This is a genomic window from Streptomyces griseorubiginosus, assembly GCF_036345115.1.
In the GTDB taxonomy this organism is placed as follows: domain Bacteria; phylum Actinomycetota; class Actinomycetes; order Streptomycetales; family Streptomycetaceae; genus Streptomyces; species Streptomyces griseorubiginosus_C.
In genome coordinates this window covers 3,125,334-3,139,977 of sequence record NZ_CP107766.1, presented here as the reverse complement: position 1 = coordinate 3,139,977, position 14,644 = coordinate 3,125,334, and the positions used below count along the sequence as shown (strand labels likewise).

The following is a 14,644-nucleotide window of genomic DNA, read 5'->3' as shown; positions in this document are numbered from 1 at the left end:
CCTGCTTCCCCTGCCGGCTCGCGGATCGACTTACGTGGCAAGTGCCGCCGGAACTGGGGCTGTTCGCCGGGGCGGTATGAGTACCGGTACTCATGCCGGCGTGCGGTGGTCGGGACATCGTGGGGGCAGCCCACCGGACCATCCCTAAGGAAGCCGCGATGTCGAAAGCCTCCCGTCCACGCCGACTGTTCGCCCTCGCCACCGGCAACCGGCACGCCCGGGGCTACCTCGCGGTCGTCGCCGGATCGGTCGTGTGCTCGTTGCTCTTCCCGGACAGTCCCCTGGCCATGGCCCCGATGCTGCTCACCGCCCCCCTCTCCTTCCTGGGCGTGGCCCTCCCGTTCGGCGCCGGCACCCAGGGCTCCCCGGCGGTCGAGGCACTCGCGATCGGCCTCTGGACGCTGTGGTTCCTGGCCTGCGCCCTGGTGAACGCGGCCGTGCTGGGGGCGCTCGCCACCGGGGCGGCCGGGGACGGGACGGTGACCGAGCGGTCCGGCGCGTGGTCCGGGCGGTCGGGGCCGGCCCGTGCCGGTGCGCGGGACGGGGTCGCGCACCGGGTCCGGAACCTCCTGGCGCCCGCCGTCGACAACTGGCCCGCGCGCGGGTACCTCGCCGTGGTCGCGGTGGCCCTGGGGTTCTTCCTGGGCGCCGAGTACGTGCTGGCGGACCCCGGGTTCGCCGGGATCTGGCCGCTCATGACGACGGCTCCGCTCAGCTTCCTGGCCATCGCGCTGACGCCCGCGGCGGACACCGGACCCGAGTGGCTGAGCCCGCTGCTGTTCGCCGCCGGCTCGGCGCTGTCCGGCCTCGTCAACGCCGTACTGCTCGGCAGGCTCACCCGCCGGCTCCGGTCACCGCAGATCCGCCCGGTCGCCTGAGACGGCGGACCGCCGAAGGGGCCCGGTCGTGACGACCGGGCCCCTTCGGGATTCCCGTTGACCTGCGATGGTGCACCGATCGCGGGTCGGCGGAGGCTGACGCGGAGGTCAGGCCTTCTTGGTCTCCCAGAAGATCTTGTCGATCTGGGCGATGTAGTCCAGAGCCTTCTGGCCCGTGGCCGGGTCGGTGGACGCCTTCGCGGCCGAGAGGGCCTTGAGGGTGTCGTTGACCAGCTGGTGCAGCTCCGGGTACTTCTCGAAGTGCGGGGGCTTGAAGTAGTCGCTCCAGAGCACGGAAACGTGGTGCTTCGCGAGCTCGGCGCGCTGCTCCTTGATGACCGTGGCACGCGCCTGGAAGTGCGGGTCGTCGTTGGCGGCCATCTTCTCCTGCACGGCCTTCACCGACTCCGCCTCGATGCGGGCCTGGGCAGGGTCGTACACACCGCAGGGCAGGTCGCAGTGTGCGCTGACCTTGACCTTGGGGGCAAACAGGCGGGAAAGCATGGAGCATTCCTTCCTCGTGATCGTCTTCTCAGGTGCGACATTACTCCCTGGGAGAGGCGAATTCGCGGGTGCCCCCATGGGCTTAGGACAAAAGTCCGGGGTCAGACTGAGACTGGTGGATGAACGTACCGGGGAGGTGCCGGGGATGCCGGAGCTGTCGCAGGAGACCGAGCGGGGGAGGTCCTTGCTGCCCTTTCTCGGGGTGGCCGAGGTGACCGGGCCGTCGATGGTGCCCACGCTCCGGCACGGGGACCAGCTCGTCGTGCACTGGGGGGCCAGGGTCGGGGTCGGCGACATCGTGGTCCTCAGGCATCCGTTCCAGCAGGACCTGCTCGTCGTCAAGCGGGCCGTGGAGCGCCGCGAGGGCGGCTGGTGGGTGCTCGGCGACAACGCGTTCGCGGGCGGCGACAGCACGGACTACGGCGTCGTACCGGAGGACCTCGTGCTGGGGAAGGCCCGGCTCAGGTACCGGCCGCCGGGGCCCGGTCAGCGCTCGCCGCTGGCCGCGGTGCGCTGGGCGGTGTCCGCGCTGCGGCCCGTCCTCGCCGACCGGTCGGCCTCCAGGCGCTTGCGGGCCCGGTAGGCGGCCACGTTGGCGCGGGTGGCGCAGCGGTCGGAGCAGTAGCGCCGGGAGCGGTTGGTGGACGTGTCGAGGTAGGCGTTGCGGCAGGGGGCCGCCTCGCACAGGCCGAGGCGGTCCACGCCGTACTCGGTGAGGTGGAAGGCCAGGCCCATCGCGGCGATGGCCGCGTAGCCCGCCGTGGCGTTGGACGGGTGGTCCGCCAGGTGCATGTGCCACAGCGGGCGGCCGTCGTCGTCGCGGAAGTCGTGCCCGGAGATCTGCGGGCTCACCGGGAACTCGAGGAGCAGCGAGTTCAGCAGGTTCACCGCCGTCTCCTCGTCGCCCTGGTCCGCCGCCTCGAAGACCGCCCGCAGCCGCGCCCGGACCGAGCGGAAGCGGGTCACGTCGGCCTCCGTGGCCCGCCGGCCCGCCTCCTGGCCGGCACCGAACAGCTCGCGGACGGCCTCGACCGAGGTCAGGGAGTCCTTCCCGCGGGCCGGGTCCTCACTGTTGACCAGACGAACGGCGTAGTCCGAGTAATAGGCCAGTTCCACTTGTAGTCCTTACGGAGGCGTTCTATCGTCGTGGTGCGGTCGGGTAACAGCTGATCGTGCTTCCAGGGTATTACGGCAGTGACGGGACAGGGGGCTTTGATGGCGACCGGTGTCGGAACCGACTGGCAGGCCTGGCAGGAGAGCTGGGACCGGCAGCAGGAGTGGTACATGCCGGACCGCGAGGAGCGGTTCCGGGTCATGCTCGACATGGTGGAGGCCCTCGTCGGGCCCGAGCCGAGAATCCTCGACCTCGCGTGCGGCACCGGCAGCATCACCGCCCGGCTGCTCGCCCGCTTCCCCGACGCCACCAGCACCGGCGTGGACCTCGACCCCGCCCTGCTCACCATCGCGCGCGGCACCTTCGAAGGCGACGGCCGGGTCACCCTCGTCGAGGCCGACCTGACGGACCCGCGGTGGCCGTCGCGGCTGCCGCAGGAGTCGTACGACGCGGTCCTCACCGCCACCGCCCTCCACTGGCTGCGCCGCGAACCCCTCGCCGAACTCTACGGGCGGATCGCCCAACTCGTCCGCCCAGGAGGCGTGTTCCTGAACGCCGACCACATGAGCGACGACAGCACACCCCGGATCAACGCGGCCGAGCGGGCCCACCGGCACGCCGTCATGGAGCGGGACCGGCACGCGGGCGCCCTCGACTGGGCGGACTGGTGGCGGCTCGCCGCCGCGGACCCGGTCCTCGCCGGACCCACGGCCCGCCGCTTCGAGATCTACGGCGAACACGCGGAGGGCGAGACCCCCTCGGCGCAGTGGCACGCGCGCGTGCTGCGCGAGGCCGGCTTCGACGAGGTCCGCCCGGTGTGGTCGTCCCCCTCGGACACGCTGCTGCTGGCGCTGAAGTAGTCCGGAAGAGGGCATCGGCGCCGGACAGCACGCACCCCGCCATGCGGAAGCGCATGACGGGGTGCAGGGGGTCCCGGTGGAGGGTCAGAGCACCTTGGAGAGGAAGGACTTGGTGCGTTCGTGCTGCGGGTCCGTCAGAACGTCGCGCGGGTGGCCGGACTCGACCACGACACCGTCGTCCATGAAGACCAGTGAGTCGCCGACCTCACGGGCGAAGCCCATCTCGTGGGTGACGACGATCATCGTCATGCCGTCCTCCGCGAGATCGCGCATCACGTCCAGTACCTCGCCGACCAGCTCGGGGTCGAGGGCCGAGGTCGGCTCGTCGAAGAGCATCAGCTTGGGCTCCATCGCCAGCGCACGGGCGATGGCCACCCGCTGCTGCTGACCGCCGGACAGCTGGGCCGGGTAGTGGCCGGTCCGGTCGCCCAGGCCGACCCGGCTCAGCAGCCGCCCCGCCCGCTCGCGGGCCACGGCCTTGGTCTCGCCCTTGACCTGGACCGGTGCCTCCATGACGTTCTCCAGCGCCGTCATGTGAGGGAAGAGGTTGAAGCGCTGGAACACCATGCCGATGTCCCGCCGCTGCGAGGCCACTTCCTTTTCCTTGAGCTCGTAGAGCTTGTCACCGCTCTGCCGGTAACCGACCAGACTCCCGTCGACGTAGAGCCGGCCGGCGCTGATCTTCTCCAGGTGGTTGATGCACCGCAGGAAGGTGGACTTGCCGGAGCCGGACGGGCCGATGAGGCAGAACACCTCGCGCGGGTTCACCTCCAGGTCGATGCCCTTGAGGATGTGCGCGGCCCCGAAGGACTTGTGCACTCCCTCGGCCCTGACCATCGGGCGACCGCTCGCGGGCTGGGCGACGTCCTTGCTGATACCGCTCATCGGGCCACCTCCGGGCGGCGGAAGGAACCGAAATGACGGAGGTTCTTCCTCAGGCGCTGCAACGGGGTCGGCGGCAGGCTGCGTGAGGATCCGCGGGCGTAGCGGCGCTCCAGGTAGTACTGGCCGATGCTGAAGACGCTGGTCAGCATCAGGTACCAGATCGAGGCCACGAAGTACATCTCGACCACCGCGAGCGAGGTGCTGGAGATGTCCTGGGCCCGCTTGATGAGTTCGTTGAACTGCACCACGTACGCCAGGGACGACGTCTTGAGCATGTTGATGTACTCGTTGCCCGTCGGCGGCACGATCACCCGCATCGCCTGCGGGAGGATCACCCGCCGCAGGGTCTTGCCCTGGGTCATGCCCAGCGCGTGCGAGGCCTCCGTCTGGCCCTCGTCGACCGACTGGATGCCGGCCCGGACGATCTCCGACATGTAGGCGGCCTCGTTCAGGCCGAGTCCGAGCAGGGCCGCCAGGAACGGCGTCATCACCTGGTTCATCTCGTCCTTGTAGAACCCCAGGTTGAGGACGGGGAACACGAGGGCGATGTTGTACCAGATGAGCAGCTGGACCAGCACGGGAGTGCCGCGGAAGAACCACACGTAGAACCAGGCCACCGTGCTGGTGACCGGGTTCGACGACATCCGCATGACCGCGAGGATCACACCGAGGACCAGTCCGAGCAGCATGGCGAGCACGGAGATGTACAGCGTGTGCCAGGCGCCGGACAGGATCGTCCCGTCCGTGATGTAGTCCGGGATGATGCCGTAGTTGATGTCCGCGTTGGAGAACGCGATGCCGATCAGCACGAGGACCGCGATGACCACGGCGCCCGCGACCCAGCGGCCGTAGTGGCGTACCGGGATCGCCTTGATCTGCTCCGGCGGCACCGACGGCGTCGGTGCCTTGTCGACGATGTCAGTCACTGTGACTGCCCTTCAGTATTGCTTCAGGCAGGGTCAGGAGCCGCCGTTGACCTTGGCCTCGGTCACCGCACCGTCCGTGACGTTCCACTTCTCCAGGATCTTCTTGTACTCGCCGTTCTCGATGATGGCGTTCAGAGCCGCCTGGAGGGCGTCCCGCAGCTGGGTGCTCTCCTTGCTGACACCGATGCCGTACGGCCCCGCCTCGATCTGCTCGCCGACGACCTCGAAGTCCTTGCCGCCGCCCGAGGTCTTCGCGTTGTACGCGGCGACCGGGAAGTCGTTGAGGTCGGCGACGGACGCCCCCTGCTTGAGGCGGAGCAGTGCCTCGGGGTCGGTGTCGAAGGTCTGGAGCTTGATGGCCTTCTTGCCGTCCGTCGTGCACTTCTTGCTCTGGTTCTTGGCGATGCCCTCGGACGTGGTGCCCACCTGGAGGGCGACCACCTGGCCGCACAGGTCGTCCAGGGACTTGATCCCCTTGGGGTTGCCCTTCTGGACCAGGATCGAGGTGCCGGCGGTGAAGTAGTCGACGAAGTCGATGCCGTTGCCGACCTTCTTGCCGGTGTCCGAGTCGATGCCGTTCTGGCGGTCCTTCGTGTCGTTCATCGCGGACATGATCACGTTGAACCGCTTGGCCTGGAGGCCCACGATGAGCTGCGCGAACTTGCCGTTCTGGAACTCGAACTTCACACCGAGCTGCTTGCCGAGGGCCTCGGCGATGTCCGGGTCGATACCGACGGCCTTGCCGCCCTCCATGTACTCGACCGGCGGGTAGGCGATGTCGGAGCCCACCTTGATGACGCCGGCCTTGCGTACGTCCGCGGGAAGCTTGGCGGCGAGGGGCGCGGACGACGTGGACGACTCCGAGCTGTCGCCGCTCTTGTCCGTCTGGTCGCCGCAGCCGGTGAGAATCAGGGCGCCTGCGACCGCGATCGCACCTACCGCGGCTGTCCTGGTGCGCGCGGCGGTCGTACGACGGGTGGAGCTTGCGGTCATTTTGGGTTCCTCCGGCGGATGGGTGGAGTTGCCGATGGGCGGGGGCCGCTGCCGATGGGTTCGGCGAACTGCCTTCATTCCTCAGGTCGACGAGAGCACACGCCTTCGAGTGTCGCGACCTCGTGTGATTACGGCATCTTGCCATTCGGACTGGACCATTCTGGGGGCCGGTCATGTCAAAATCGGATAACGGGTGACCCCCGAACCGCACCATGTCCGTACATCGTGACCGGACCATCTGCGGGAATCTGGCATTCCGGCCGGAAGATCTTCGGTGAGGGGCGAGGAGCGGACGACCCGCGCCGCGCCGCCCGGCGTCGCCCGAGCGGCTCCCCGATGATCGTCAAGGGCCCGCTGATGGTTTGTCCGGATGCCGTTCCATGATTCATGTCACCGCGCTCCGATGATCGATGATCGATTTGCGTCGCGGCATGTGACCTTGGACGTATTGGACTCGTCCTCGACGCCGGTCGTCCGGTAAGAAGGTTCTTTACACCCCTCATCCGGGGCTCAGGGCGCGTGTGCGGCGCGCCCGTCGCGTACCGGCCCGTACGCATCAGTGACCAGGGCCGTACTCGGTGCCCGCCCACTTCTCAACCAGGAGTGGCCACCCTCAAACCATGAAGACCGAAGGGGTAAGACAAAGTGGCAGCGGAGATCGTCAATCCTCGCAGCGACAGCGATACGGGACAGGACGGAGGGGCCGAGCCCCTCGATTCCTTCGACCCCGCGTTCGCGCTGCACCGCGGCGGCAAGATGGCTGTGCAGGCCACCGTGCCGGTCCGCGACAAGGACGACCTGTCCCTCGCGTACACACCCGGCGTGGCGAAGGTGTGCAGCGCCATCGCCGAGCAGCCGGATCTCGTCCACGACTACACGTGGAAGTCGTCGGTCGTCGCCGTCGTCACCGACGGTACGGCCGTGCTGGGGCTCGGTGACATCGGGCCCGAGGCCTCCCTCCCGGTGATGGAGGGCAAGGCGATCCTGTTCAAGCAGTTCGGCGGGGTGGACGCGGTTCCGCTCGCGCTGGCCTGCACCGACGTCGACGAGATCATCGAGACCGTGGTCCGTCTCGCGCCGTCCTTCGGCGGCGTGAACCTCGAGGACATCTCGGCTCCCCGGTGCTTCGAGATCGAGCGGCGGCTCCAGGAGCGGCTCGACATTCCCGTCTTCCACGACGACCAGCACGGCACGGCCGTCGTGACGCTGGCGGCGCTGCGGAACGCGGCGCGGCTGAGCGGGCGCTCCATCGGAGATCTTCGTGCGGTGATCTCCGGTGCGGGCGCGGCGGGCGTGGCCATCGCCAAGATGCTCGTCGAGGCGGGCATCGGGGACGTCGCCGTCGCCGACCGGCGCGGTGTGGTGTCCGCCGACCGGGACGACCACACGTCCGTCAAGCGGGAGCTGGCCGGGTTCACGAACAAGGCCGGCCTGTCGGGGTCGCTGGAGGACGCGCTCGCGGGCGCGGACGTCTTCATCGGCGTCTCCGGCGGTACGGTCCCGGAGTCGGCCGTCGCCTCCATGGCGGAGGGGGCCTTCGTGTTCGCGATGGCCAACCCGGACCCCGAGGTGCACCCGGATGTCGCGCACAAGTACGCGGCCGTGGTCGCCACCGGGCGGTCCGACTTCCCGAACCAGATCAACAACGTGCTGGCGTTTCCGGGGATCTTCGCGGGGGCGCTCCAGGTGCGGGCCTCGCGGATCACGGAGGGCATGAAGATCGCGGCGGCGGAGGCGCTGGCGTCGGTGGTCGGTGACGATCTGGCGGCGGACTACGTGATCCCCTCGCCGTTCGACGAGCGGGTCGCTCCGGCGGTCACCGCGGCGGTTGCCGCGGCGGCTCGGGCGGAGGGCGTTGCTCGCCGCTGAGGTCTGGTGAGTGTGATTGGCCCCGTCCGGGGGTTCTTCGGAATCTCCGGGCGGGGCCGATTCTTTGCCTTCGGATACGGCTGATCGGGTGTCGGGGTGGGGGCGGGGGGCGGTGTCGGGGTGGGTGATGACGGGGTTTCGCGGGGTGGCGGGGCGGGCGTGGTGTCGGGGCGTCGGGGTGTCGTGTGGTGGTTGACATCGCCGACGGTCCTGGACGCAACCTTCGGGTGCGTCCGCGTGTCCACGTGGTGTGCTGACGAAACGCAGAACGTGGCAGACAGCGGCGGCCGCCGCTGTCGCGACCGCCGTCATGGCGCTCGCAACCCCGGCCGCGCACGCCGCCGGAACGACGCTCGTCCTGGACGCCCAGGAGAGCTACACCCTCCCCACCGAGGGCGAGGGCCCGAACCTGGGCCTCGGCATCACCGCCTCGGGCGGGGACGCCCATGACGTCTCGGTCGCCGTCGACGCGTCGTCCCTCGCAGGAAAGGCGACGATGGTCGTCACGGGGGACTGCGTGAGCGCCGGCACCCTGAAGGTCAGGTGCGACGTGGGCCCGCTGTCGGGCGGCGAGTCGATCGACCCGTTCTTCCTGAAGCCCACCGCCGCCGCCGAGGCGGGCGACACCGGTGCCATCACCTACACCGCCACCGCCTCCGACGCGCCCACCGTGACCGGCAGGACGGACGTCCTCGTCGGCGGGCCGAAGCTCGTCAGCCGGCCCTACCCGGCGCTGAAGGGCATCGCCCCCGGCGCCGGCTTCGAGCGCACCCCGGCCTTCGCCAACACCGGTGCGGCCCCCGCCGACAAGGGCGTCATGCTGCTGGTGCAGGACTCGGAAGGCGTCTCGCTCGCCCGGGACCACTCCAACTGCCACTACTCGGACCAGCCCGACGTCGGCGCCTGGTGCAGGTTCGACACCCCGGTCGCGCCCGGCGCCGCCTACGAGACCGACGTGCCGCTGCGCTACACCGCCGCCCAGGACACGATGTACGGCTACAACACCTACGTCGTGTGGCCGGTCGGCGGCACCGCGCCCGACTCCTTCGACCCGTCCGACTTCCCCGCGACGGGCACCGGCGCGGCGCTCGGCCTGAAGCCCGTCCCCTCCGGTTCCGGCTTCACCGGCTCCGGGTACGGCACCTTCGCCACCACCCAGCACGCCGACTACGCGGCGATCGGCGACACGGTCGAGGGCAAGGTCGGCGAGACGGTGAGCATCACCGTGGGCGTGCGGAACAACGGGCCGGGCCGGATGGGCCTCCAGTGGATGGACGCCGACAACTCCGGCACGTTCGTGGTGACTCCGCCCGCGGGCACCACCATCACCGGCGCGCCCGGGCCCGGTGAGCAGGGTGATCCCGGGCCGCGGTGGAACTGCACGCCTCAGAAGGCCGGCGCGAAGAGCTACACCTGCGACATCGGCAGCACGGACTTCCGGCCGGGTGACTCGGTGACGCAGGAGTTCACCGTGCGGATCGACCGGGTCGTGCCTGGCGCGCGGGGCGGTGTGAAGGCGGTGGGGAACCCTGAGTACCCCAACCGTGACGACGACTCGGCGAACGACACGGCGGCGGTTGCGGTGACGGTCACCGCTTCGGCCACGTCCAGTCCGTCGCCGTCGCCGTCGGTTACGGGCTCGGGGAGTCCCGCCGGGGCCGGGGGGACGGTGGCTGGGGGTGCGCTTGCTGCGACGGGGGCGGATGGGGTGGTGCTTCGAGGGGGCGTTGCTGTGCTGTTGGTGGTGGGTGGGGGTTTGGTGTTGCTGATGGTGCGGGTTCGGTGGGGGCGGGCGTCTTTGCGCAGTTCCCCGCGCCCCTGAGAGGCCTGCGGCGGCCCCTTGCTGTCCGGTGGGGGCTTGTGTAGCGCGTGCGGTTGCGTCGTGGGTCGGTGCCGGGGTGGGGGGTATCCGTCCTCGGTCCGGCGGCTCGGTCGCTGGAGATGTGCTCGGTTCCGGACGCCGGCCGCTGCGGGCGGACACCCCCCACCCCGTCCCCTTCGCGCCGTACGCGGCGAACGGTGCATCGTGGCAGGCGTGACTGCAACCCCCTAGGGGCGCGGGGAACTGCGCGACGAGCCACAACGCGCCTGCACCCGCCCGACGACCTGACCCGGCACTCTGGTAGCCCGCTCTGCGGCACGTGTCACAACGTGTCTTGGTTCCCCGGGGCGGCGGTGGACCCTATCGTCACGGTCATGTTCGCTGTCTACGCCGCCCGAATCGACCGCGACGACCCACTCTCCGGACTGGAGTTGGGGGAGCGTCCGGCTCCCGAAGTCCGACCCGGCTGGAGTGTCGTCGACGTCAAGGCCGCCTCCCTCAATCACCATGACCTCTGGTCCCTGCGGGGCGTGGGCCTCGCGGAGGACAAGCTGCCGATGATCCTCGGCTGTGACGCCGCCGGTGTCGACGAGGACGGCAACGAGGTGGTCCTGCACTCCGTCATCGGGCAGAGCGGACACGGCGTCGGCCCCAAGGAGCCGCGGTCCATCCTCACCGAGCGCTACCAGGGGACGTTCGCCGAACAGGTGGCCGTGCCGACCTGGAACGTGCTGCCCAAGCCGAAGGAGCTGTCCTTCGCGGAGGCCGCCTGTCTGCCCACGGCCTGGCTGACGGCGTACCGGATGCTGTTCACCAACGCCGGCGTGCGGCCCGGTGACTCCGTGCTCGTGCAGGGCGCCGGCGGTGGTGTCGCCACGGCCGCCATCGTGCTCGGGAAGGCCGCGGGGCTGCGGGTCTTCGCCACCAGCCGGGACGAGGCCAAGCGCAAGCGGGCGGTGGAACTCGGTGCGGTGGAGGCGCTGGAGTCCGGTGCGCGGTTGCCGCAGCGGGTGGACGCCGTCATCGAGACCGTGGGTGCCGCCACCTGGTCGCACTCCGTGAAGTCGCTCAAACCCGGCGGCACCCTGGTCATCTCCGGTGCCACGAGCGGCGACCGTCCCTCGCACGCCGAGCTGACCCGGATCTTCTTCCTGGAACTCAAGGTCGTGGGGTCGACCATGGGCACGAAGGACGAGCTGGAGGACCTGCTCGCCTTCTGCGCCGCCACCGGTGTGCGGCCGGTCATCGACGAGGTGCTGCCCATGGACCGTGCCCGTGAGGGCTTCGAACGGGTCGCGTCCGGCGAGCAGTTCGGCAAGGTCGTGCTCACCAACGGTTGATCTCTCGTTTCGCTTCCGCGGCCGGCTCCTTCGGGGGCCGGCCGTTGGCGTTTGTCAACCGTTGTTGACAGGTGGATGATGTCAACGTAAGTTGACATCATGACCGAAGCAACGGATCTCGCCGAACGTGCGGGTGATCGCGATCCCCGCGTCGGCCTGCGTGCCGTCGCCGCACTGCGCAGGCTGTTGGAGCAACTGGAGTCGGTGCAGGTGCGCAGTGCGCGCAATCAGGGCTGGTCGTGGCAGGAGATCGCCGCCGAACTCGGCGTGAGCAGGCAGGCCGTGCACAAGAAGTACGGGAGGCATTGATGTTCGAGCGGTTCACGAAGGATGCCCGGGCCGTGGTGGTGGGGGCGATCGAGTACGCCGAGGAGGCGGGGGCGGAGTCCGTGGACGCCGAGCACCTCGTGCTCGCACTGCTGGACCGGGAGGGCAGTCGCGCCTCCTTCGCCCTGGCCGCCCTCGGGCTCGCCGAGCGCGGGGACGCCGTACGGGAGGCGCTGGGTGAGGCGCGGCGGCGGGCCGGGCTGTCCCAGGCGGACGCCGAGGCGCTGGCCGGGCTCGGGATCGATGTGTCGGAGATCGTCGCCCGGGTGGAGGAGGCGCACGGGGTCGGGGCGATGTCCGGTGACCGGAAGGGCAGGGGGCGGTGGTCCGGACGGCGTCCCTTCGGGCGGAGCGCCAAGGAGATCCTGGAGAAGTCGCTGCGTGTCGCCGTGGCGCGGCGGGACCGGCATATCGGCGACGAGCACATCCTGCTGGCCCTGACGATCAGGCCTGGAGTGTCAGGAGAGGTGCTCGCCGATCACGGGGTGACCTATGAGTCGGTCCAGCGGGTCCTCTACGGCGGCCTGGGCGGCTACGGCGGGGGAGAGGCCAAGGCCGGCTGACCGGCCCGTGGGGCGAGGGCTGCGGGTGAGGGCGGGCTGCCCGCTCCGGCGGTACGTCGTCGCCGGCGGGGCCGGAGCCGTCGTACCGCCGAAGTGCGGGGCGGTCACGCCTTCGGTGTCCGCAGCAGTGCTCCTATGTGGGCCGCCGCCGTCGACAGGTGGCGGCGGGCGTCGCGGAGCTGGTCCGCTGTGATGCCGTGGTCGCGGGCCGCGTCACGGATGTCGTCGCGGAAGCGGTCGAGCAGGCGGTCCAGGTCGCGGGCCGGATTTCCGGTGGAGTCCTCGTGGGCCCAGGACGGTTCGTGCTCGGCGGGGAAGTCCTCGGGGGTGTGCGAGTACTCCGGGGTGGGTGCCGTGCCCTCGGCCTTGTCGAACCGCTCGGCCTTCTCCGACCTCGCGCCTCCCCGGCCGAAGCCGAAGTCCTTCCCGAACTCCTTGCCGTAGTCCTTCCCGAACTCGCCGAACTCCTTGGCCAGTTCGGTCAGTCCCTCGCGCACCCCCGTCGGCCAGTCGCCGCGCGCGAAGTGGTCCTGCACCTGCTCCTGGACCCGGCGGGCGATGCGCTGCACCTCCTCCTGGGCCTGCTCCCTCGCCCGGTCCTGGGCCTCCTTGGCCTGGCGGCGGGCCCGCTGGGCCTCCTCACGGGCGCGGCGGCTCTCGTCCTTGGCGCGCCGGGCCTGCTCCTTCCACTCCTGCTTGACGCGGCGCATCTCCTCCTTGGCGGCGCGCCACGACTCCTTGTCGCCAAAGTCGGTGAAGTCCCCGAAGGGGCCCTCGTGTTCACCGCCGGAGCCCTTGGAGGCGCTGCCGGTGCCCCGGCGGGCCTCGGAGGCGGCCGCCCGCATCTCGCGCCGCAGGTCCCCGGCCGCGCCGCGCACATCGGCGCGGATCTCGGCGGCGAGCTCGGCGACCGACTCGCGGATCTCCAGCTCCAGGTCGGCCAGTTCGCCGCTGCGGTCGGCCAGTTCGGCGCGGCCCGCGTCCGTGATGGCGTACACCTTGCGGCCGCCCTCGGTGGTGTGGGTGACCAGGCCCTCGGCCTCCAGCTTGGCGAGGCGCGGGTAGACGGTGCCCGCCGAGGGGGCGTACAGGCCCTGGAAACGCTCCTCCAGGAGCCGGATCACCTCGTAGCCGTGGCGCGGGGCCTCGTCCAGCAGCTTCAGCAGGTAGAGGCGGAGGCGGCCGTGGGCGAAGACGGGGGGCATGTCAGAGCACCTTCTTGTCGGTCGTGCCGTCGGCCGGGGCGCGGGCGGGGTCGTCGGAGGCGGCGTTCGTCGGGGTGCCCGTGTCGGCGTCCGCGGGGTCGTCGTCCTGGCCGGAAAGGTGATTGTCCCCCGAGGTGCCCCGATCGCCGTCCACCGGGGCGGTGTCGGTGACGTCGGCAGGTCCGTGGCCGGTGGGGCGGCGGGTGGCGTCCATGTCCCCTTCCTTCTCGAAGGGATCCGTCTCCCACGGCTCCTCCTCGTCCTCCCGGGGTGGGCGGCGCAGCAGGGCGATGGAGCCGGAGACGGTGGTGGCGCGGAGCTTTCCGGTGCCGGCGCCCAGGCGGCCGGTGACCTTGTGGGCGCCCCACTGGCCGTGCACCCGCAGGCCGTCGAAGGCGTTGGAGATCGTCCCGCTCGCGGTGTTGGCCTCCACCTCGGCGTCGGCCGGCTGCGGCAGCCGGATGGCGATCTCGCCCGAGACACTGGTCAGCCGGACGTCGGTGGGGCCCTCCGGGTCGAGGTCGACGATCATCGAGCCGCTGACGGAGTCCGCCCGCACGGAGGGGCCCGAGCCCTCCACGACGGTGAGGTCCCCGGAGACCGAGTTGAAGCGCAGGTCGCCGGTGACGGCCTGTGCCTCCAGGTTCCCGGAGACGGTGTCGGCGCGGACGGTGCCGGACAGGCCGACGAGGGTGGTGTCGCCGTTGACCCCCTTCACCACCGACGGGCCGCGCACCCCCGACACGACGGCCGCGGCGCTGACCACGCCGACCTCGACGCGGGTGTCGGCCGGCACGGCCAGTGAGACGACCGCGCTGCGGCGCCAGCCCTTGCGGTCGAGCCACTTGAGGAAGCCCTTCCAGGGCAGGTCCTCGTAGGCGACCGTGAGGGTGCCGTGCTCCTGGGTGACGATCAGGGGCGGGCCCTCGATCTCGGAGACCTCCAGACGGGGGGAACCTTCGTCGGTGCCCACCACGTTCACCGTTCCGTTGACGATGCGTACGTGGAGTTCGCGGACGGGCTCGTCGAAGGTGAGCTTCCTGGGCTCAGTGACGGACCACTCGGACATGGTGCAGACCTCCCCGTAGCAACGCGCCATATCGCGTCTCCTGCAATTCACGATATATCGTGGACAAGGAAAGTCAAGACACTCTTTCCGGTGACGCCGGAGGCTGGGGGCCGGGGCTGGGGGCTGGGTATGGGCGCGGGGTGAGGGGGCGAGCGTTCTCGTCCGGGAGGGCAGACAGGTCCTGGCTGCGCGGCGGGGAGCCCGACGACCGTGTCTCGGCGGGCGGGACACCGCCCTGTGATGGGACACCGACCGTGGTGACGCACCCGCATGGCTTGCACACCCTCGG

General features: G+C 70.4%; 15 protein-coding genes. 8 read left to right on the top strand and 7 right to left on the bottom strand.

Annotated features, from left to right (window positions below; genetic code table 11):
* The first annotated feature begins 158 nt into the window (after positions 1 to 158).
* Positions 159 to 878, top strand: coding sequence for an SCO4225 family membrane protein (locus OHN19_RS13935; protein WP_330264500.1), 720 nt, complete (start codon positions 159 to 161; stop codon positions 876 to 878).
* A 108-nt stretch (positions 879 to 986) separates the two neighbouring features.
* On the opposite strand, the gene sodN is transcribed toward OHN19_RS13935, so the two are convergent.
* Positions 987 to 1,382, bottom strand: coding sequence for a superoxide dismutase, Ni (gene sodN / locus OHN19_RS13930; protein ID WP_020136639.1), 396 nt, complete (start codon positions 1,380 to 1,382; stop codon positions 987 to 989).
* A gap of 145 nt (positions 1,383 to 1,527) precedes the next feature.
* Between sodN and sodX the strand changes: the two genes are divergently transcribed.
* Positions 1,528 to 1,965, top strand: a complete 438-nt coding sequence (gene sodX / locus OHN19_RS13925) for a nickel-type superoxide dismutase maturation protease (RefSeq protein ID WP_330269602.1) — start codon at positions 1,528 to 1,530, stop codon at positions 1,963 to 1,965.
* On the opposite strand, the gene OHN19_RS13920 is transcribed toward sodX, so the two are convergent.
* Positions 1,869 to 2,498, bottom strand: coding sequence for a CGNR zinc finger domain-containing protein (locus OHN19_RS13920; protein ID WP_330264499.1), 630 nt, complete (start codon positions 2,496 to 2,498; stop codon positions 1,869 to 1,871). The two genes, sodX and OHN19_RS13920, sit on opposite strands and share 97 nt — an antisense overlap.
* Before the next feature lie 99 nt (positions 2,499 to 2,597).
* On the opposite strand from OHN19_RS13920, the gene OHN19_RS13915 reads away from it, so the two are divergent.
* Positions 2,598 to 3,356: a class I SAM-dependent methyltransferase gene (locus OHN19_RS13915; RefSeq protein WP_330264498.1), complete on the top strand. Its 759-nt coding sequence runs from the start codon at positions 2,598 to 2,600 to the stop codon at positions 3,354 to 3,356.
* Positions 3,357 to 3,440: 84 nt separating this feature from the next.
* Here the strand turns inward: OHN19_RS13915 and OHN19_RS13910 are convergent, their stop codons facing one another.
* Genes OHN19_RS13910 through OHN19_RS13900 form a run of 3 tightly spaced genes read right to left on the bottom strand, consistent with a single transcriptional unit; the run spans position 3,441 to position 6,160 of the window.
* Positions 3,441 to 4,241 carry an amino acid ABC transporter ATP-binding protein gene (locus OHN19_RS13910; RefSeq protein ID WP_330264497.1) on the bottom strand — a complete coding sequence of 267 codons (801 nt, stop codon included), beginning with the start codon at positions 4,239 to 4,241 and terminating at the stop codon, positions 3,441 to 3,443.
* A complete protein-coding gene (locus OHN19_RS13905) occupies positions 4,238 to 5,167 on the bottom strand; it encodes an amino acid ABC transporter permease (protein ID WP_330264496.1) in 930 nt (309 codons plus the stop codon). The genes OHN19_RS13910 and OHN19_RS13905 overlap by 4 nt, the downstream gene beginning before the upstream one ends.
* A gap of 33 nt (positions 5,168 to 5,200) precedes the next feature.
* The gene (locus OHN19_RS13900) at positions 5,201 to 6,160 is read right to left on the bottom strand and encodes an ABC transporter substrate-binding protein (protein ID WP_330264495.1); all 960 of its coding nucleotides are present in this window, start codon (positions 6,158 to 6,160) and stop codon (positions 5,201 to 5,203) included.
* A gap of 645 nt (positions 6,161 to 6,805) precedes the next feature.
* On the opposite strand from OHN19_RS13900, the gene OHN19_RS13895 reads away from it, so the two are divergent.
* From OHN19_RS13895 to OHN19_RS13875, 5 genes are all read left to right on the top strand, one after another.
* On the top strand, positions 6,806 to 8,029 hold the full coding sequence (locus OHN19_RS13895; RefSeq protein ID WP_330264494.1) for an NADP-dependent malic enzyme: 1,224 nt from the start codon (positions 6,806 to 6,808) through the stop codon (positions 8,027 to 8,029).
* 310 nt (positions 8,030 to 8,339) lie between these two features.
* Entirely contained in the window at positions 8,340 to 9,851 is a 1,512-nt protein-coding gene (locus OHN19_RS13890; RefSeq protein WP_330264493.1) for a hypothetical protein, read from the top strand.
* 374 nt (positions 9,852 to 10,225) lie between these two features.
* Positions 10,226 to 11,191, top strand: coding sequence for a zinc-binding dehydrogenase (locus OHN19_RS13885; protein WP_330264492.1), 966 nt, complete (start codon positions 10,226 to 10,228; stop codon positions 11,189 to 11,191).
* 99 nt (positions 11,192 to 11,290) lie between these two features.
* Positions 11,291 to 11,500: a helix-turn-helix domain-containing protein gene (locus OHN19_RS13880; protein WP_007384656.1), complete on the top strand. Its 210-nt coding sequence runs from the start codon at positions 11,291 to 11,293 to the stop codon at positions 11,498 to 11,500.
* Positions 11,500 to 12,081: a Clp protease N-terminal domain-containing protein gene (locus OHN19_RS13875; protein WP_330264491.1), complete on the top strand. Its 582-nt coding sequence runs from the start codon at positions 11,500 to 11,502 to the stop codon at positions 12,079 to 12,081. Before OHN19_RS13880 ends, OHN19_RS13875 begins: the two co-directional genes overlap by 1 nt.
* Positions 12,082 to 12,185: 104 nt before the next feature.
* On the opposite strand, the gene OHN19_RS13870 is transcribed toward OHN19_RS13875, so the two are convergent.
* Together OHN19_RS13870 and OHN19_RS13865 are read right to left on the bottom strand one after the other, a co-directional pair.
* Complete coding sequence (locus OHN19_RS13870; protein ID WP_330264490.1) at positions 12,186 to 13,286, bottom strand: PadR family transcriptional regulator; 1,101 nt, start codon at positions 13,284 to 13,286, stop codon at positions 12,186 to 12,188.
* Position 13,287: 1 nt separating this feature from the next.
* On the bottom strand, positions 13,288 to 14,355 hold the full coding sequence (locus OHN19_RS13865) for a hypothetical protein (RefSeq protein WP_330264489.1): 1,068 nt from the start codon (positions 14,353 to 14,355) through the stop codon (positions 13,288 to 13,290).
* Positions 14,356 to 14,644 lie beyond the last annotated feature (289 nt).